This is a genomic window from Salinicoccus jeotgali (assembly GCF_039538805.1).
GTDB lineage: Bacteria > Bacillota > Bacilli > Staphylococcales > Salinicoccaceae > Salinicoccus > Salinicoccus jeotgali.
The window spans coordinates 22,897-41,966 of sequence record NZ_BAABCK010000069.1 but is presented as its reverse complement, the minus strand read 5'-3'; the positions used below and the strand labels follow the sequence as shown (position 1 = coordinate 41,966).

Below are 19,070 nucleotides of genomic sequence, written 5' to 3'. Positions count from 1 at the left end.
ATGACATTGGAAGTACATGGATTGACTAAAACGTTTGGCACGGGAGATGCGAAAACCGATGTGCTCAAAGGAATCGACTTCAGTGCCTCAAGCGGTGAATTGATCATCTTGAGCGGCGCATCAGGTTCCGGCAAGTCGACCTTATTGTCGATACTCGGCGGCCTATTGTCCCACACTGAAGGAGAGGTCAAGTTAGACGATGTCGATTACTTGGATCTTAGCGAAAAGGAATTGACGAAAATGCGTCTCACAGATATTGGATTCATATTCCAATCCTCCCACCTCATACCCTATATGGATATCGTCTCACAGCTTAGTTTCGTTGCAGAGCAAGCCGGGCTTAGTAAAAATGAGGCCCGTAAGCGCAGCAAGGCATTGCTCGAAGAAATTGGACTCAGCCACCGTTTCAACAGCTATCCTGGTATGCTCTCAGGTGGCGAAAGGCAACGTGCCGCCATTATGCGGGCTTTGATGAACAAGCCCAAGATGCTTCTGGCCGATGAACCTACGGCGAGCCTCGATGGTGCACGCGCCATAGAAGTCGTCGAAATGCTCCGGGATATTGTTAAAGATCGTGGCATGATTGGCATACTGATCACGCATGATTCACGTATTTTCGAGTACGCAGACCGAGTGCTTACGCTTGAAGATGGCCATCTCAAAGCGGAATCCCAGATGCAGTAAAATAGCACACAAAAAAGCGGAGGATGACTACCCAGTCGTCCTCCGCTTTCATCATTTCTATTGATTTAGAACATTTCTGATACAACTTTTTGCTCCAGGAAGTTGAGCATATAGTCAGGGCTACCTGTCTTCTGGTCTGTACCGGACATCTTGAACCCACCGAATGGGTGATATCCTACGACAGCTGCCGTACAGCCACGGTTGAGGTAGAGGTTGCCGACATTGAATTTGCGGCATGCCAGAATCCAGTTCTCACGTGTATTTGTGATGACTGCACCTGTAAGACCGTATTCAGTATTATTGGCAATTTCAAGCATTTCATCGAAATCATCTGCTTTAGCAAATGCTACGACTGGTCCAAAAATCTCTTCTTGCATGATGACCGCTTTTGGATCCAAGCCTGAGAAGATTGTCGGATGGATGAAGTATCCTGTAGAATCATCAGTTTCTCCACCGATTTCCAATTTACCTTCTTTTTTGCCTGTTTCGATATATTCACTGATCTTATCAAACTGCTTCTTGTTGATTACCGGCCCCATGTAAGTTTCATCTACAGGGTTACCGACCGTCAATTCTTTTGTCAGTTCGATGGATTTAGCCAATACTTCATCGTATACATCTTTGTGGATGACTGCGCGGGAACCGGCAGAACATTTCTGGCCGGAGAAGCCAAATGCTGAATTGACGATGGAATCCGCCGCCAAGTCCAAGTCTGCATCCTTATCGACGATGATTGTATCTTTACCGCCCATTTCAGTTATGACTCTTTTCAGGAAATCCTGTCCTTCGTGTACTTCGGCTGCTCGTTTATTGATGCGGAGACCCGTCGCTTTGGATCCTGTGAATGTGATGAAGTGCGTCTTATGATGATCGACCATATAATCCCCAATTTCAGCCGGATCACCTGTAACGAAGTTCACGACACCTTTTGGAAGTCCTGCTTCCTCAAGCACTTCCATCAACTTATATGCAATCAATGGTGTGTCTTCTGCAGGTTTAAGCAGTACTGTATTCCCTGCAATGACTGGTGCTGCGGTTGTTCCTGTCATGATTGCGAACGGGAAGTTCCAAGGTGAGATCGTCACACCAGGACCCATTGGCTGATAGAAATAATGGTTGTGTTCACCTTCGCGGTCAAGGGTCGGTTTACCGTCTGCCAATTCCATCATTGAGCGGGCATAATACTCTATGAAATCAATGCCTTCGTTCGTATCTCCATCAGCTTCGTTCCATGGCTTCCCTGCTTCGTACACCATCAACGCAGAAAATTCATGCTTGCGGCGACGGATGATTGCAGCGACTCTGATGAACAGTTCTGCACGATCTTTCGGATCCCACTCGCTCCAGGTTTCGAAAGCTTTTTCTGCCGCTTCCATTGCTGAATCAATATGCTCAGTCGTGGCTTTGGATACATGACCGACGACTTCTTCTTTATTTGAAGGGTTGTAAGAAGTGATCTGGTCATCCGTTTCGATATGTTCTCCACCGATGATCAATGGGCGTTTGACGCCGAAATCCTTCTTCACCTGCTCCAGAGCATCTTTAAATGCTTTTTTATTTTCTTCTTTCGTAAAATCCGTAGCTGGTTCTGCACTGTATGGTACTACCATGAATGACTTCCCCCTTAATTTAATTGGTTCAGCACTTGGGATGGGTGCCCATTCCTATAGTACTAAAACCGTTTCCATATGAATTCTACCGCATTAGAAAACTTTTTTAAAGATTTATGCATTATTTATGGTCGACTTAAAAGAATGCTTGAAAATTTCTGAAATCAAACATACTCTCAATCATTTGAATATTCATCACCTGTTCGGACCGAATACCCGCTTCTTACTGCTCCCCTCTTTACCCAAAAGACGTTTCTCGAGTGTCGCTTTCCAATTGGGGGCAAGATACTCACATGCACTCAAACTTTCGGCAAGACCGACATTATCTACTTGGTCATACATGACTTCATTGCATGCACTGATCGTCCACTCCGGGCATGGCTGTTCAATGAGCTCCAAAGTGTCGCCGGGCTGTACGTATCCTTCCTGCAGCACCCTGAAATACCAGCCCGTACGACCCGTATTTTGAATCTGCAGGGCAAGATCGATGATCCTGTAGCGTCGTGCCGGTTTCCAGCAGGGTCGGCGCGGTTGCGAAACTTGGATGACTGCACCCCCTACTTTATATGTATCTCCTATCGAAATAGAAGATTCATCCATTCCCGTAATTGCGAAATTCTCACCGAAACCACCCGCTTCAATATCGACCCCTAACTCGCGGCGCCATGTAGCATAATGGATCATTGGGTAGGCGAATACTGCCTTCTCAGGTCCGCCATGGTTCCTTTTGTCTGCCACTTCATCCGTGTCAAACCCGGTTTTTGTAAGATAGCTTCTTTCATGCCGCTCTGTCTTGAATATCGCACTTTTCCATTCTCTATCGAACTTATCCTCTGCGTCTGGATGTCCCATCGTCTTTACTTTGCCGGTGAACAACTTCCGGACTTTTGGTTTTTCCATATGAGCCGCTCCTCTCGTCACTCTATTTCATCTATATTGTATTCTGTAATCGGATATGACTTCCTGAACATTTTTTCAAGCTGATTGTTGATGGCCGTTACAGGATACCGTTCCCTGTAGTTGGTGGCCCGCACCTTCTCATAAGTCCTTATATAATCAGGATGGTCTACTGAAGACAGCACTTCAAGAGTATCGGCAAGATATGCCGCACCACCTATGTTCTCTATCGGAGCCGGGCCTTGATGACTTTGGACCTTTGGTATCGGCCGGTGGATATGGGCTTTGGCTTCAATATCGAGCGTCACCCGATAATCTTCTCCATATAGGTAGTGGAGGGTTTCATGATGCGCAAATACCGCATCAATCTGGATGTAACTGGACGGCAATCGCCCCTCACTTCCCAATGCATCTCCTGTTGCATCTATCGTCAATGTCCCTGCTTCGAACGAGGCATCGTGCTTCTGCCGCCATCCCATCGCTTTTTGGATGACGAGATGAAGCTCGAAACAGTTGCTGCCTGCCGGCATGATGATTTCCCGGGAAATTTCAAAGTCTAGATCTTCAATCTGTGCATGGAGGACATAGGCATTGAAATCTCCACCAGGCGGACGCCCAACCGGCGACCCAGACTTTCTCCGATGAGCTTCGACCGCTTCAAATGATACTTCCTCCAATGCTGACCTGACAGCTTCATGCATGACATAATGATCAGCATGGATTTTGACGAGGAGACCTAGATTCCGGGCATCCGACCACCTTGAGCTCGCTTCATATACATTGAATCCCTTTTGGACATTGTCTTCGATCTGCTCAAGATCCGTCGTATTCAGCTGGAGCAGGATGCCCTCAAGATATTTTGGATTGGTTATGATAGAGGTCAAATGGCGCAGATAATCATCTTTTTGATGGCCATCAGGCTCTGCATTCAGACGCTTCAGCATCCGGCGCAACTGACGCCAGGTGATATTGTCATATAGCCAGTAGATCGGTCCACGGTAGATGCGGTCAAGCATTGCGACATCATCCTGGTCCAGGGGTTCATTTTTATGGATATACATCGGATGGGCGGGTATATTGTGGTTTTCCTTTAATGCTTTATGGAGCGCCTCTACAATATCATGATGAATGACGCCGCGCCCCTCGCCAGCCTCCAGTATATATTGGAAGTCGGTGAGTACAGGGTAATCATCGACTCTATAGATTACCTGGTGCAACCCTTCTGGCGGCTCAATATCGATCAGTTGTCGGATAAGGGCTATTTCAGTCATCGTCACCATATCAGTAATGGGGGCGGCCCCGTCCATCAATCTGATTTCCGACACTTTAAAGTCAACCAATGAAGCGAGTGTCTCAAACACCCCATCATTAATGAGGTTGGCACGAGCCAATTCATTTTCCTCCATATAATAGGAGAAGAATTCATGCAGTTCCATCCGTTCCACCTCCGTTATCTGATTTCGTCCATCCTATCATAGAAAGGTTCGAGCGCCCGACCAAGCTCGATATAAACACTCATGATTTCCTGATACTTCAAGTATACCTTCTCGTCCGGTATATATGCATCGCTTTCACCGACGAAGTCTGCAACTTCATTCAAATCACGTATTTCGCCAAGGGCGTAAAGACCGAGGAGACAGGCGCCGAAAGCACTTGATTCATATGATTTCGGCACAGTCAATTGCTCCCCGAATACATCAGCCATCAACTGCTTCCACATCTCACTACGTGCAAAACCGCCACTCGCCTTAATGCTTTTCACTTCATTCATCTGTTCACGAAGTGCCAGATATACACTGTAGAGATTGTAGACCACGCCCTCCAGGGCTGCCCGGATCATATGGCTCCGCTCGTGGGATAAAGTCAATCCATAGAAGGAACCGACCGCTTTCGCATTCCATAAAGGGGCCCGCTCTCCTGCAAGGTAGGGATGGAAGATGAGCCCATTGCTGCCCGGTGAGACACTATCCGCTGCACGCGTCATAACTTCATAGGGATCTTCATTATAGGCATCTGCTTTCCCCACCTCTTCTTGGCACAGTTCGTCACGTATCCACCTCAGGATTACACCGCCATTATTCACCGGCCCGCCGATGACATAGCGATTCTCCGTCAAATGATAACAGAAGGTCCGCATCTTGGGATCGGTCCGGGGTTCTGTAATGACTGTGCGGATCGCCCCACTGGTACCGATGGTGATTGCCACGTCCCCCTCCTGTATGGCATTGACGCCGAGATTGGCGAGGACGCCATCACTCGCTCCGAGAATGATTTTCGTGTCCTTGGCCAGACCAGTCTGGCCAAGGTTCCGTCCGATACTCTGATGCACTTTGGTTGTACTGACGATATCCGGGAGTTGTTTTGGTGTCAGATCCAGCAGTTCAAGCACCTCACTGTCCCATTGCGATGTGTCAAGATCCATCATGCCCATGCTGCTGGCGATGGATTTATCGACTTCGTACATCCCCGTCAAATGATGGAGCACATATTCCTTGATGCCCACGATTTTACCGATTTGACTGTAGATCTCAGGCGCCTTCTCCTTAAAATGAAGCAGCTTGATGAACGGGCTCATGGGATGGATTGGGGTACCTGTACGCCTGTAGATGGCAAGCCCTTTGGCATCATCCCATTTCTCTGCCATATCCTCACTTCGCCGATCCGCCCAAGTGATGCACTCCGTCAGCCGTTCACCTGAATGATCCAGAAGGATTATACTGTGCATGGCAGCAGAACAGGAAACGAAGGCAATCTCGTCACCACACGCGTTCCGTTCCACCAGATTATTCAGTGCGCGCATGGATTTCATTAGAATCTCATCCGGATCCTGCTCCGCCGTGTAGACATCCGGTGTATGCAGTGGATAGTGTTGGGTCTCCTTATCTATGTATCCACCTTGAGTGGTGAATAAGACAGCCTTTACCGCAGTTGTGCCGATATCGAGACCAATCATATACTGTTTCATGATGAAACCTCCTATGCTTCCCTTATATTATATCGTTTTCTTTAACATATACAAAACTCAGCCCCATACTTAAGATCCCAAGGCATTCACCAACTCAAAAACAGCCACCCAAGAGTTCTCTCAGGTGGCTGCTAATATATCTATAGAATCTGACTGATTGAAGTCTCTCCTTCAACCACATAATAGATTTTATCCTCTGGTGGATAGCCGATTATTTTAACCAGCACATCAGCTACATCTTCACGGATGATTTCTCCGTACTCGGTTTCTCCTTTGTATTCATAGAAAGTGACGGTGCCCTTACCTTCTCCATTCGTCAATAATCCAGGACGAAGTATCGTGTAGGGGACTCCAGAATCGATCAGGTGCTCATCAGCCCGGTGTTTGGCGTGGAGGTAGGGGCGTATCTCACCTTCTACACCACGGGGGTTTTCAACACCCAGACCGCTGACCATGACAAAATGATCCAGTTCATATGATTTTGCGAGATCAATGGCTTCAATGGCACCCTCCTGGTCAATCAGGATGGTCTTATCGGCTCCAGTCGAAGCACCAGACCCTGCTGTGAATATCACTCCATCCACACCTTCAAAGGCATGGCTAAAGTCCCCTTCGAGATCTGCAATCACAGTGTCGATGCCATCATCTTCAAAAGCTTGTGCCTGCTCCTCTTTACGCAGCATGGCTACTGGCTCATGTCCTTTTTCCTTCAGTCGACTGACGACCATTTGACCTATTTGGCCGTTGGCGCCTATGACGAGTACTCTCATTATGTCTGCCTCCCATGTTCGTTATACCCATATCATGCAGATGCCCGCACCAAAAATCAAACATCATACCTACATCTTCCTATGGCACTTCCATTATTCTGCTCGGATATATGTTGTCAGACGGCCAAGCTGCTCAATCTCCACCACCACTTCGTCACCTGCCTTCAACCATGGCCGCACTTCTCCCCCGTGCCCCATGGCGACCCCTTCAGGAGTGCCGGTCAATATGACATCACCCGGTGCAAGCGTCATGTGATGGGAGATATAGCTGACAAGTGCTTTACATTTGAAGATCATATCATTGGTGTTCGAATCTTGACGCACTTCATTGTTTACTGTGCATTTGATCCTGAGTTTATCGGAGTCTTCAATCTCATCTTTTGTGACGATGTATGGACCGATTGGACAGAATCCATCCAAACTCTTACCAAGTAGCCACTGCGAAGTTTTAAATTGGAACGCACGCTCCGACAGATCGTTCGCCGCACTGTAGCCGAATATTGCATTCTCGGCCTCGGTTTCATCTATTCTGTAAGCCGTCTTGCCGATGACTATGGCGAGTTCAGCTTCATAATCCACTTGTTTGGCTTGTGATGGAATGTTCACGATGCCCCTATCGCCGGATAGGCTGTTTCTGAACTTGCTGAAGATGATGGGGTTATCTGGCACTGACATTCCTGACTCAACAGCGTGCCGCCGGTAGTTGAGCCCAACACAAATGATTTTTTCTGGGCAATCGATCGAGGGACCAAGTTTAGTTTTATGCAATTCTATAAAGGAGCTGGTTTCTGCTTCCATGGCGAAATCAAGGAAATCATCAAGTCCCTTGTGCCTTTCAATCGCTTCGATCATCGTGGGGTATGCCCCGGAAATATCGAGGATACCTTTTTCAGTCAAGATTCCTGGCCGAAGTCTACCTTCTTTATAGAACGTTAAAAGTTTCATGAGTCATCCCCCCGATTGTTGAGTTCAGTTTAGAGGATTATATCATAAAATTTAGAACACTCTTAATTAAACGTAATTGGAATGAATCGAGATTTTCATAAAAGAACCTGTTAACATGTTTCTATTGTATAGTCTAATTATATAGGAGGTTCAAAAATGTTCCGCATTCAACCTGCCCAGACACCATCTTTACCCGAAGCACTCATTGCAGTCATCAGTATCATCATTATAATCAGCACAAGCATCATCCATTTTGAAACCACCCCACATATGGCATTGATGTTTTCTATCATATTGCTCATCATCTATGGAACCGTCAAACGCGTCCCCCACCAGAAACTTCAAGAAGGGCTTTCTGAAGGTGCTAAATCGGGGATGGGTGCTGTATTCATCTTCTTTTTGATAGGCATGCTGATTGCTTCATGGATCTACAGCGGTACCATCCCAACGCTTATATATGGCGGTTTTGAATTGGTGACCCCTTACTTCTATCTCTCCATCGTATTCATCGTGACCGCCATCGTCGGCATATGTGTCGGCAGTTCTCTGACGACTGTCGGTACCGTCGGTGTCGCTTTTATTGGTGTGTCCAGTGCATTGGACCTTTCTTTAGCCATGACAGCCGGGGCCATTGTGTCTGGAGCGTTCTTCGGTGACAAGATGTCTCCTTTGTCCGATACGACTAATATGGCATCCAGTATATTGGAAGTGGATTTGTTTGATCACATTAAAAATATGATGTGGACCACCATTCCAGTTTTCCTGATCACATTTATTCTTTTCGCCTTATTATCTCCGAATATATCTTCTGTCAATTTTGGCGAAATGGAAGTCTACCAGCAAGGTTTGCTCGATACTGGTTTGATAAGCTGGTATAACGCAGCAGTGCCACTGGCTGTCCTTCTTGTCTTTTCAATGCTGCGTGCGCCTGCACTGCTTTCTCTTACAGCCGGTATTGTCAGCGCACTCCTGTTGTCGACTCTACATACTGCGCCATCTCTTACAGGAATATTCAACATCCTATTCGGTGGCTTTGTTTCTGAAACCGGCGTGGCGGAGATCGATGAACTTTTGACCCGTGGCGGCATGGAGAGTATGTTCTTCACAATCGGCATTGTCATCCTTGCATTAGGCATGGGCGGGTTGCTCTTTAAGCTTGGCATCGTACCGAGATTGTTCGCTTCAGTGGAGAATACGCTGAAGGATGTGAAATCGGTCATTATAGGATCGGCCCTCAATGCAATCGGTGTCAATATATTGATCGGTGAACAGTATCTATCCATTCTGCTGACGACCGAGACGTTCCAGAAGCAATATGAAAAAGTGGGACTTGAGAACAAAAACCTTTCAAGGGTGGCAGAAGATGCGGGCACCGTTATCAATCCACTAGTACCGTGGAGCGTGTGCGGGGTCTTCATTGCAAGTGTGCTGGGTGTCCCCACCCTCTCCTACCTGCCATTCGCCTTCTTCTGTCTGCTCAGCCCGATTATGACGATCCTGTTTGGAGTGACCGGCAAGACACTTACCTACATCCACAATGATGCACAAAGGGACGGATGGAAATCTCCATGAAATGATCTTAGTTGATAGAAAATTACCCACAGGCACTGCCGGCGGGTAATTTTTTTATCGCGCATGATTCGATTGTTGTCGACTACGGCTTTCATGTCTGCCGTAGACTATGAAGTAGATGCCCATGGCGAGGAGTATGGACAGGACAAGGAGCTGATAGACACCACCGTAGCCAAATGATGGTACAAGCAGCCCCAGGAATGCTGGGCCGAAGCCGAGGCCGATTTCCATCATGATGAAGAAGGTACTTGTAGCAAGTCCAACGTTCTCACGTGTAGCGATGTTTACACAGACGGTTTGGGCGATCGATTGGAAATTCCCGTAACCGAGGCCGATTAAGACACTGGCTGTAAGCAGCACCCATCCCGTCGTGGCCCCTCCAAGCATATAGAAGCCGATGGCCATCAGTATGAATGCCGGATAGAGGATGATGTTCGCCCCCCGATTATCCATCAGCTTACCTGTGAACGGCCGTGTGAACGTTATCGAGATGGCATAGACGATAAAGAAGAAGCTGGCGGCAGTGACCAGATCAGCTTCTTTGGCAAACAGGTTCAGGAAGGACAGGATGGCGGCGTAGGCAAGGCCCATAAAGAAAATTGAAACGCCCATCGGAAGGACCTGCCGATCAATCACCTTAAATTCCTTTAGTGTGGGTTTGGACGGATATTTGATATTATTCGTCCGAATCATCGGAATGGTGAAAGCCACCAGAAGTACAGCTACAGCGATGATCAGCAACATCATATTATATGGCATGATGCCCATCATGAAGAAGCCAAGGAAAGGACCGATGGCGGAACCGACTACGAAACTCAGACTAAAATAGCTGATGCCCTCGCCCCTACGGTTCTCAGGCACCGAAATGGTGGCCAGCGTATTGAGCGCGGTGCTGATCAGACCGGTTGCGAATCCGTTAAGGAAACGCGTGATGATGAGCAGCGCGAGCCCACCCTCTATAAAGTAGAGACTATAGGTGGCAAAGAACATCACTGTTCCGATGTAGAGAAGGTGCTTTGCACCGACTGTATTGATCTGTTGGCCTGTCAGCGCTCTGCCGATCAGGACGCCGACGATGAAAATACTCGCTACCAGGCCAGCTGTGCTGGCTGATGCATTATAATTGTCTATCACAAAACTGCCTATTGTCACCATTGATATGTACATTGAGAACATAATGATGAAATGGTACATGAATATGGCCAGAAACTCTCTCGTCCAAATCTTATTTTCCTGATGCATTTCCCGGGACAAGCCATCATATCCTTTCTATATATTGATTCTCCGCAACATTTTTATCATTGCGTCCACTTCTTTAGAGTCAAAATCTTCAAGTATCTCTCTCTGCATACCTGTCATACGGGCGCGCACTTCCTTGAATAGTCTATCCCCTGAAGCACTCATACTCAGGTTCTTGCGCCTGCGATCGTCAGTACCGGGTGTCGATTCAATCAGGTCGAGTTCAAGCAAGTATGTGATTACTTTGTTGGCGGTTGATTTTTCTATCTGCCTTCTTCTGCTTACATCGACGAGCGTTGTCTCGCCATGTCTGGCAATATCCTTTAGAATCTGCCACTGGGCGCTGGAGAGGTCATAGGCTGATAGTATTTTGTTGGCTTTACCGATATAAGATCTATAGAGATTGATATACAGGTCGAAGAATTCCTGTTCAGGATTCATCCGCAACACCCCTATTGGTTAGTTAGACTAACCAATTCTAACGCTTGTAAAACTTGAAGTCAAACATGTAAACGTTTTAGTGATTTAAAATTTCACTCTAATGACATCGAGCTTACATCTACATAAAAATACATGAATATCATGTCATCTTCGGGAATCGCGAACCGATTGCCGAAATAATCCTTAAGAATGGTATAATATGTATGTAAATAGAATTGAAAGGATGTCTCGAGTGGATCATTTTCACGTTGCAGAAAAGGAAGTACAGATATTATATGCGGACACTGACATGATGGGCGTCATCTATCATGCCAACTATGTAAAATGGCTGGAGCTCGGACGGATGCAGCTCGTCGAAGATATCGGATTTGATTATACCGCTATGGAACGAGAAGGATTCTACGCCCCTGTATACAATGTGGATATTACATACAAAAAAGCGTTGAAGTATGGAGACCGTGCGTTTGTCCGTACGTGGGTGGAAGAAAATACAGGCATGCGGACAAAATATGGTTTTGAGATTGTAGACGACTCGGGGAATATATGTGCTGAAGGGACGACGACACACCTTGTCGTCAAGAAAGTCTCTGGCGAATTTAAGCCGGTTGCGTTTAAAAAGGCATTCCCCGAGTGGTTCAGAAAATATGAAGAGATTAAAAAAAACTAGAAGAAGCAGCTTTTGGCCGCTTCTTCTAGTTTTTTATCGCTATACATATTCTTCGTATTCGTTAGGATGCTGACCCTCAACCCGGCCTTCTTCTCCCTTATCAAGGGAATCTATCGCTTCAAGGTCCGCTTGTGAAAGTTCAAAATCATAAACATCAAGATTCTCTTTCTGATGCGCGGACGTAGCCGATTTTGGTATGACAAGGACATCGTTCTGCAGATTCCATCTTACAATCACCTGTGCAGGTGATTTTTCGTATTTATCCGCTATCTCCTTGATTGTTGGATTGTCCAACACATCGTTGATCTCCCTGCCGAATGGACTCCATGCTTCGGTTACTATGCCACGTTCCCTATTGGCCTCAACCAACGCTTTATTATTGAAGTACGGATGGCGCTCAATCTGATTGGTCGCCGGAGTGACGCCTGTCTCATCAATAAGACGGTCGAGATGCTCTTCAAGGAAATTGGAGACGCCGATGGTTTTGATCAATCCGAATTTCTTGGCATCAATCAGAGCTTGCCACGCCTCGACATATTTATCCTGCATCGGCAAAGGCCAGTGGATCAGATACTTATCAAAATAATCGAGGCCTATGCGATAGAGCGATTCCTGAATCATCTTGATCGCCTTGTTATAGTCGTGTGTTTTGCCTGGTAGTTTGGAGCTGATGATCAGCTGTTCCCTCGGTACTTCAGCACGCCTGACTGCTTCTCCCACTGCCCCTTCGTTAAGGTAGTTGGTGGAAGTGTCGATAAGACGATATCCATTGCCATCAATTGCCGTCAGCATGCTGTTGATCCCGGCGGCCCCTTTGATGCCGACCGTCCCGAGTCCAATCTTAGGCAACACACTTCCGTCGTTGAGTTCAAATTTTTCCTGGTTCATCTATATCTTTCCTTTCTGCATATGTTGATATTCTTTTCTACCCATCAGTTTTACAACCACAGAATCCACTAGCTCCGCCACCTCATATTTTGAAGACATGGAGCTCACGAAATCATAGACTTCCAACACTTCTGGATTATCGAGCAGTCTATGATAAGTTCCGATTTCCTGTGCATCGGCTCTATGCGCGAAGTGAGGCCAGATATTTTCCAGGAAATTTTTCGTTTTTTCTGCGGTATATTTCCTCTCATATGTCTGATCAATAAGGCATTCAAAATCCCCAGCTGTAATCCCGGTGGATGAGTTGAATAGGTTCTCGATTTGGTAAAATATTTCCGGATCTTTGAGAAGTACATAATGTTTTTCTTCCGCCCAGAGTTCTTTTAGCAATCGGTATTCCTCTATACCAATTTCCGTCTCCTGCAACCTTCCAAAGAAGGAACGCCTGTAGAGGAAATGGCGCAGATAAGGGATTTCGCCATTCGGTGCGCGACCGAATGGCGCATTCATCGTATCAAAAAACTTTATGCCTTGAACCTTTTCCTCTCCAATCGACATATTGCCAAGATGTGTGGTTCTCCTCGGGCAATGCTCTGTTATATATGGGTCCATCTCCGAATAGAGTTCGATATTGCCGCTCTGCGGATCATAATCCATGCGGAATTTCAGCGTATCCTTGCCGTAGCTATGGGTCGTATAATATTTATAGCCCATATCCGTCCGCTTCGGCATTTCCGCAAGAAGGGAATCCAGACGGCTGTACAGGCCGCCTGCACGGAAAATATTGAGAAATCGTTTCACGTTTTTCCGTTCCACGTAAAGATGGATGTTGTACATCAGATTGATGACCTCGGAAGAGGTGCTGAATGGGAAATACGGGAAGTTGACACCGATGATGTCAATAGCCCGTATGGGATGGTGGAACCTGATGCTGCATCCTTTGATGTTGACCAGTTGTTCAGGTATTTTTTTGGAGGTAGCCGCATTTGACAGCCTGACCGTTGCGCGCTCCACATCCCCGAATACCTTCTTTCCCTCTGCATTCAAGTGTACTGCTGCGCGATGCAGTGTGCCGTTGCCGTGTGCCCGTTTGCTTCCTGCGTCATGGACATCGAACCGCTCTATCAGATCGATGATGATCTCCGCTGCTGTCTTCATATCACACCTCCTTCCGTTTCATCATTTCCTATTTAATCTCACTCCTATTTTTCACTTTTCCGTCACTCTCTAAACACTTTAAGCAGAAGCTACCTTTCCCTTCTCTCTTATGCATTTCCCTGGATGTACCGACGAGGTATATAAAACTGAAAATTATGAAATTTTTTTAAATTAATATTTAATTCACTAAAAGAAAAAATTTAGTTTAAAGAGGTATAATTACAATAGACAAATGATGAATTTTTGTTATGGTGGATGGACTGTAACACAAAAATGATGGTTCTTATAAAAATATGAGAGCGTTTTCAGGATAATGGGAGTGGAAATATGCTAGAAATCTTAAGAGAAATAAACGCGATACTCTGGGGACCACCAAGCTTAATACTGCTTGCCGGCACAGGCCTGTTTCTGACCCTCCAACTAAAGGGAATGCAGTTCAGCAAGCTCGGATATGCATTCAAACTGGCATTCACTAAAGACAAATCGGATGATGACGCTGAAGGTGATGTCAGCAACTTCAAGACATTGATGACTTCACTCGCCGGCATGATCGGAAACGGCAACATAGCCGGTGTCGCCACTGCCATTACACTCGGGGGGCCAGGCGCCCTGTTTTGGATGTGGCTTGTAGGTCTGCTCGGGATGGCCACTAAATATTCCGAAGCGCTGCTCGCCCAGATGTACCGGGTCAAAAATAAGAATGGAGAGTACTCCAGTGGTCCAATGTACTACATAGAAAAAGGGCTCGGTTCAAAATTCAAATGGTTGGCTGTTCTTTTTGCCTTCTTTGCAGCCTTTGCCGCCCTTGGCATCGGCAACGGTGTGCAGTCCAATACAATCGCCGATGTCATGGAGAACAGCTTCAATGTAACTGGATGGGTGACGGGCGTCACCCTCGTCATCCTGGTCGGATTGATTGTGTTTGGAGGGATAAAGCGCATCAGTAACGTCGCCGGCGTATTTGTGCCGGTCATGGCCGTCCTCTACATCGTCAGTGCCCTTCTGATTCTGGCGCTGAACTATGATCAGATCATCCCGGCATTTGGATTGATATTCAAGCATGCATTCACACCAGTATCTGCTGCAGGCGGGTTCTCGGGAATCGTGGTCATGCAGGCTATGCAGCACGGTGTTTCAAAAGGTATCTTCTCGAACGAAGCGGGGTTGGGTACAGTCGCTCTGATTGCCGGTAACGCACGGACCACCCACCCGGCTAAACAGGCGCTTGTGGCAATGACAAGCACTTTCATCGTAACGATCGTGGTCTGTACCATGACGGGCCTCGTGCTGATTGTAACTGGTTTCTGGGATGCTTCTGGCGGTCTCATTTCAGGCGTGAGCCATAATCCGAATCTTGAAGCCGGTGCCTTGACCAGTGCTGCATTCGGCTCCTCTCTTGGAGCCATAGGGGAATACATCGTCTCCATCTCAGTCGTATTCTTCGGCTTCTCTACAATCATCGCCTGGTATGTATACGGCATAAAATGTTTCGAGTATCTATTCGGCCTGAAATATATTGTGGTCTATGGCGTCATCTACATCACAGCGACATTCCTCGGCACAGTGGCAGACCTTTCCACTGTCTGGGCTTTCGCTGATACTGCGAACGCACTGATGATGATACCGAACCTGATCGGACTGCTTTTCCTCTATAAAGTGATCAAGACGGAAACACAGAAGTTCTTTGCAAACCCAGTCCAAAAAGTAAATATGTAGAAATTGGCTATCTGACCGCCCAAACTTGGGCGGTCAGACTTTTTTTCATACTTCTGCGTTGCTTGCCCCTCTACCGACTCGCGGCCATCTGCTATAATGTGCTTACACTCAATCGCAGCGGAAGGAGGAGACCATGGCACAAACCCACAACAAATATCCAATAGATGAAAGGATGTGGTGGACCTACCCGATTCTGTTCCTTTCTGTCATCATATGGGGCAGCAACTTCATCATCGGGAAGATCCTGGTCGAACACTTCGATGCCTACAGCATCACCATCATACGCCTGATTGCCATAAATGGTTTCCTCTGGCTGTTTGCTTCCCGCTATTTCCGCATGCCTAAAGGTCCCGCTAAAGTCTGGGTGGTCATCGCCCTGTCGGGAATCATCGGAATCGCCATGAACCAATACACATTCTTCTTGGGCCTGGTTACAGCGAGTCCCGTAACATCCGCCCTGATTCTGGCACTCGCCTCTGTCATGACAGCCATGCTAACCATTTTCGTCTTCGGCGAACGGAGAGGGGGCAAGTTCTGGACGGGCGCAGTGCTGGCTCTCGTTGGAGTGGTACTCAGCACTTTCGACGGCACGGCCATTGTCTTCGGATGGGGGGAAGGCGTCATAATACTGACTATGCTGACGTTTGCAGTATTCATGATCCTCATCCAATGGATGTCAAAATATATCAATGCCATACAGATTACACTGCTATCCAACCTCTTTGGCCTCATCATTTTGCTGCCCTTCCTATTGCCGATTATGGGCGGCTATGGGCGGCTGATTGGACGATGTAGTTTCTGCTCATCGCAAGCGGCATCATCGTCCATAGTATTACAAACATGGCATGGAATCGCGAAATGCCTAAAGTTGGGGCTGCGAATACAGCATTGCTGATGAATCTCGAACCATTCGTCGCCATGTCAGGGTCGGCACTGATTCTTGGCACTGATATCCTCTCTACTGAAGTCATCGGCGCCATACTGATCATCAGCGGGGTGACCCTATCCATACGCCGGGTACGCCGGAACAAACAACTTCTACATGACTGATCTGGAAACAAATAACTGAATCATACACTTGAATATAGTGTGATACCAAGGCCGTCGTCGCCGATACAGAAAGGAAGCTGGATATCATCGAAACTTTAACCCTTTTCGCCGTACTAACTGTGGGAATCGCAGTTGGATTCATCAATATCGTTTCAGCCGGCGGTTCCATGCTGACACTGCCGATGCTCATATTCTTCGGCCTGCCATCGACTGTGGCGAACGGGACCAATCGTATCGCCATCCTCTTCCAAAATTGCTTTGCGCTTTATCAATTCCATAAAAATGGCCATCTTAATTGGCGCCTGAGCCTGATGCTTGCTGTACCCACAACAATCGCATCAGTCTATGGTGCCCGTATTGCCGTCAATATCGCCGATGAGACTTTCGATACTCTGCTGGCGACCTTCATGGTGATCTTTGCCATTCTGCTCATCATCAAACCACAGCGCTTCATGAAGAGGGACTTTAATCTGAAGGTCTCCATCCCGCTTCTTCTGGTTGCCTTTACATTGATCGGCTTCTACGGAGGAACGTTGCAGGCTGGCGTCGGCTTCTTCATCAGTCTGATCCTCCTTATGCTTATCCCGAGGATACCGATGGCCGAAGTACACGGCATCAAGACGCTCGTCGTCACCATCTACGTCTCCATATCGCTGCTCGTCTTCATATTCAATGATATGATCGACTGGAAATTCGCAATCGCCCTGTCCATCGGTTCAGCGATAGGCGGATCCTTCGGTGGTAAATATGCAAGCATCATGCCGGACCGGCTTCTTCAGCGCATCCTGATTGGAGCCATAATATTCTTCGCACTCATATTGATATTGAAATAGGATTCTCTCTAAGGCTAAAGACCTGGTTGTCCGCCTTCAATTCCATAATGTCATTTAACAGAAAATACTTTATTCGGTTATTTATGAAACCGTTTTTATAGTATAATCTAGAAGAATGATTAATATGGAATGATGGTGATTAAATGGCTTCACAAAACAACAAAAAAGACTTTACATTCTTCATGGCACTTCTGCCTCTGCTATTGATGATTCTCGCAATGGCCACTGCTGTAATATGGCTTGCTCAAGATCCGCACCTGCCGCTTATTTTTGGAACTGCTTCAGCTGCAGTTGTAGCGTTGCTTCATGGGTTCAAATGGAGGGAGGTAGAAGAAATGATGTATAAGGGGATCCGTCTGGCCCTACCTGCCATCGTCATAATCATACTGGTTGGATTGGTCATCGGCTCCTGGATTGGCGGTGGGATTGTCGCCACCATGATCTACTACGGCCTTGCCCTGATCAGCCCCTCCCTTTTTCTGGTGACCATTACGATTCTGTGCGGCATCGTCGCATTATCGATCGGCAGTTCATGGTCGACGATGGCAACAGTCGGTGTGGCTGGTATGGGAATTGGCATGAGCATGGGCATCCCGCCTGCCATGGTTGCAGGTGCTGTTATATCTGGTTCTTATTTCGGTGATAAGATGTCTCCGATGTCCGATACGACCAACCTCGCTTCCGGGCTGACGAACACCGATCTTTTCGTACATATCAAGCACATGTTCTATTCGACCATACCAGGGCTCATCATTGCACTCACGGTCTTCTTTTTCCTCGGCCGTCGATTTGGAGGGGATGGCAGTGTCAACGCCAGCGAGATTTCAGGCATGATGACATCACTTGATGATCAATTCCTCATTTCACCGTGGCTGCTCGCTGTACCGCTTGTCGTCATACTATGCATTGCCTTCAAGATGTCCGCCATCCCTGCATTGATAGTCGGCATAGTGCTCGGATTCCTCTGTCACCTCTTCGTCCAAGGTGGAGATCTCGGGACGGCGATTTCAACGTTGCAGGGAGGATATGTTATTGAATCGAGCAATGAGATGATTAATGAACTCTTCAACAATGGCGGTCTCGAATCGATGATGTACACCGTCTCCATGACGATAGTCGCAATGACTTTTGCAGGTATACTCGAATACAGTGGCATGCTCCAATCCATCATGAAACAGATTATAAAGATCGCCAAGGGGACACTTGGCTTGGTCACTTCCACAGTGGTTGCGGCGTTTGCCACGAATGCAACATGTTCAGAACAGTATATTTCCGTAGTGGTGCCGTCCCGGATGTTCCTACGTACCTATATCGAGAAGAATCTGCATTCCAAAAACCTGTCGCGTTCCCTGGAGGACGGTGGTACCCTGACTTCAGTATTCATCCCGTGGAATACATGTGGCGTATTCATCTACGGAGTACTCGGGGTCGCTGCCTGGGAGTATGCACCCTACGCAATATTCAATATGGTAGCGCCGTTCATTTCAATACTGCTTGCCGCCACAGGCATCGGCATCCACAAAATCACGGATGAAGAGAAGAATGCTTTTCTCACAAAATATTATGGCGGGGAATCAGAAAAAGATGATCTGGCCGCCGAGAAGCTCTAGAACCCGCGCATCAATAAAAAACCTG

18 protein-coding genes are annotated in these 19,070 nt (G+C 47.1%); 8 read left to right on the top strand and 10 right to left on the bottom strand.

The window, feature by feature from the left end; all coding sequences use genetic code 11:
• Nucleotides 1-684, top strand: a complete 684-nt coding sequence (locus ABD734_RS11130; RefSeq protein ID WP_344704411.1) for an ABC transporter ATP-binding protein — start codon at nt 1-3, stop codon at nt 682-684.
• A 65-nt stretch (nt 685-749) separates the two neighbouring features.
• On the opposite strand, the gene pruA is transcribed toward ABD734_RS11130, so the two are convergent.
• The 6 genes from pruA to ABD734_RS11100 all read right to left on the bottom strand — a co-directional run bounded on the left by pruA (nt 750) and on the right by ABD734_RS11100 (nt 7,871).
• Nucleotides 750-2,294, bottom strand: a complete 1,545-nt coding sequence (pruA, locus tag ABD734_RS11125) for an L-glutamate gamma-semialdehyde dehydrogenase (protein ID WP_344704320.1) — start codon at nt 2,292-2,294, stop codon at nt 750-752.
• A 195-nt stretch (nt 2,295-2,489) separates the two neighbouring features.
• Nucleotides 2,490-3,194 (bottom strand): MOSC domain-containing protein, encoded by a 705-nt coding sequence (locus ABD734_RS11120; RefSeq protein ID WP_344704318.1) that lies wholly within the window; start codon nt 3,192-3,194, stop codon nt 2,490-2,492.
• A 17-nt stretch (nt 3,195-3,211) separates the two neighbouring features.
• Entirely contained in the window at nt 3,212-4,627 is a 1,416-nt protein-coding gene (locus tag ABD734_RS11115) for an IS1096 element passenger TnpR family protein (protein ID WP_344704316.1), read from the bottom strand.
• A 14-nt stretch (nt 4,628-4,641) separates the two neighbouring features.
• A complete protein-coding gene (gene gntK, locus ABD734_RS11110) occupies nt 4,642-6,156 on the bottom strand; it encodes a gluconokinase (RefSeq protein WP_344704314.1) in 1,515 nt (504 codons plus the stop codon).
• A gap of 140 nt (nt 6,157-6,296) precedes the next feature.
• Nucleotides 6,297-6,926, bottom strand: a complete 630-nt coding sequence (locus ABD734_RS11105) for an SDR family oxidoreductase (RefSeq protein ID WP_344704312.1) — start codon at nt 6,924-6,926, stop codon at nt 6,297-6,299.
• Nucleotides 6,927-7,019: 93 nt separating this feature from the next.
• Complete coding sequence (locus ABD734_RS11100) at nt 7,020-7,871, bottom strand: fumarylacetoacetate hydrolase family protein (RefSeq protein ID WP_344704311.1); 852 nt, start codon at nt 7,869-7,871, stop codon at nt 7,020-7,022.
• 156 nt (nt 7,872-8,027) lie between these two features.
• Here ABD734_RS11100 and nhaC (ABD734_RS11095) point away from each other — a divergent pair, with 156 nt between their 5' ends.
• Nucleotides 8,028-9,443 (top strand): Na+/H+ antiporter NhaC, encoded by a 1,416-nt coding sequence (nhaC, locus tag ABD734_RS11095; protein ID WP_344704310.1) that lies wholly within the window; start codon nt 8,028-8,030, stop codon nt 9,441-9,443.
• Between the two features lie 54 nt (nt 9,444-9,497).
• On the opposite strand, the gene ABD734_RS11090 is transcribed toward nhaC (ABD734_RS11095), so the two are convergent.
• Together ABD734_RS11090 and ABD734_RS11085 are read right to left on the bottom strand one after the other, a co-directional pair.
• Nucleotides 9,498-10,697 carry an MFS transporter gene (locus tag ABD734_RS11090; RefSeq protein WP_344704309.1) on the bottom strand — a complete coding sequence of 400 codons (1,200 nt, stop codon included), beginning with the start codon at nt 10,695-10,697 and terminating at the stop codon, nt 9,498-9,500.
• A 15-nt stretch (nt 10,698-10,712) separates the two neighbouring features.
• Nucleotides 10,713-11,123: a MarR family winged helix-turn-helix transcriptional regulator gene (locus ABD734_RS11085; protein WP_344704307.1), complete on the bottom strand. Its 411-nt coding sequence runs from the start codon at nt 11,121-11,123 to the stop codon at nt 10,713-10,715.
• Nucleotides 11,124-11,355: 232 nt separating this feature from the next.
• Between ABD734_RS11085 and ABD734_RS11080 the strand changes: the two genes are divergently transcribed.
• Nucleotides 11,356-11,790 carry an acyl-CoA thioesterase gene (locus ABD734_RS11080; protein ID WP_425568420.1) on the top strand — a complete coding sequence of 145 codons (435 nt, stop codon included), beginning with the start codon at nt 11,356-11,358 and terminating at the stop codon, nt 11,788-11,790.
• 39 nt (nt 11,791-11,829) lie between these two features.
• On the opposite strand, the gene ABD734_RS11075 is transcribed toward ABD734_RS11080, so the two are convergent.
• A complete protein-coding gene (locus ABD734_RS11075; protein WP_344704305.1) occupies nt 11,830-12,678 on the bottom strand; it encodes an aldo/keto reductase in 849 nt (282 codons plus the stop codon).
• Nucleotides 12,679-13,836 (bottom strand): catalase family protein, encoded by a 1,158-nt coding sequence (locus ABD734_RS11070; protein ID WP_344704303.1) that lies wholly within the window; start codon nt 13,834-13,836, stop codon nt 12,679-12,681. It lies immediately after the preceding gene.
• 327 nt (nt 13,837-14,163) lie between these two features.
• On the opposite strand from ABD734_RS11070, the gene ABD734_RS11065 reads away from it, so the two are divergent.
• From ABD734_RS11065 to nhaC (ABD734_RS11045), 5 genes are all read left to right on the top strand, one after another.
• Nucleotides 14,164-15,552, top strand: a complete 1,389-nt coding sequence (locus tag ABD734_RS11065) for an alanine/glycine:cation symporter family protein (RefSeq protein ID WP_344704301.1) — start codon at nt 14,164-14,166, stop codon at nt 15,550-15,552.
• 133 nt (nt 15,553-15,685) lie between these two features.
• Nucleotides 15,686-16,447, top strand: coding sequence for a DMT family transporter (locus tag ABD734_RS11060; RefSeq protein WP_344704299.1), 762 nt, complete (start codon nt 15,686-15,688; stop codon nt 16,445-16,447).
• Nucleotides 16,411-16,602 (top strand): EamA family transporter, encoded by a 192-nt coding sequence (locus tag ABD734_RS11055; RefSeq protein ID WP_344704297.1) that lies wholly within the window; start codon nt 16,411-16,413, stop codon nt 16,600-16,602. The genes ABD734_RS11060 and ABD734_RS11055 overlap by 37 nt, the downstream gene beginning before the upstream one ends.
• 119 nt (nt 16,603-16,721) lie before the next feature.
• The gene (locus ABD734_RS11050; protein WP_344704295.1) at nt 16,722-17,435 is read left to right on the top strand and encodes a sulfite exporter TauE/SafE family protein; all 714 of its coding nucleotides are present in this window, start codon (nt 16,722-16,724) and stop codon (nt 17,433-17,435) included.
• A gap of 143 nt (nt 17,436-17,578) precedes the next feature.
• Nucleotides 17,579-19,045, top strand: a complete 1,467-nt coding sequence (nhaC, locus tag ABD734_RS11045) for a Na+/H+ antiporter NhaC (protein ID WP_344704293.1) — start codon at nt 17,579-17,581, stop codon at nt 19,043-19,045.
• Nucleotides 19,046-19,070 lie beyond the last annotated feature (25 nt).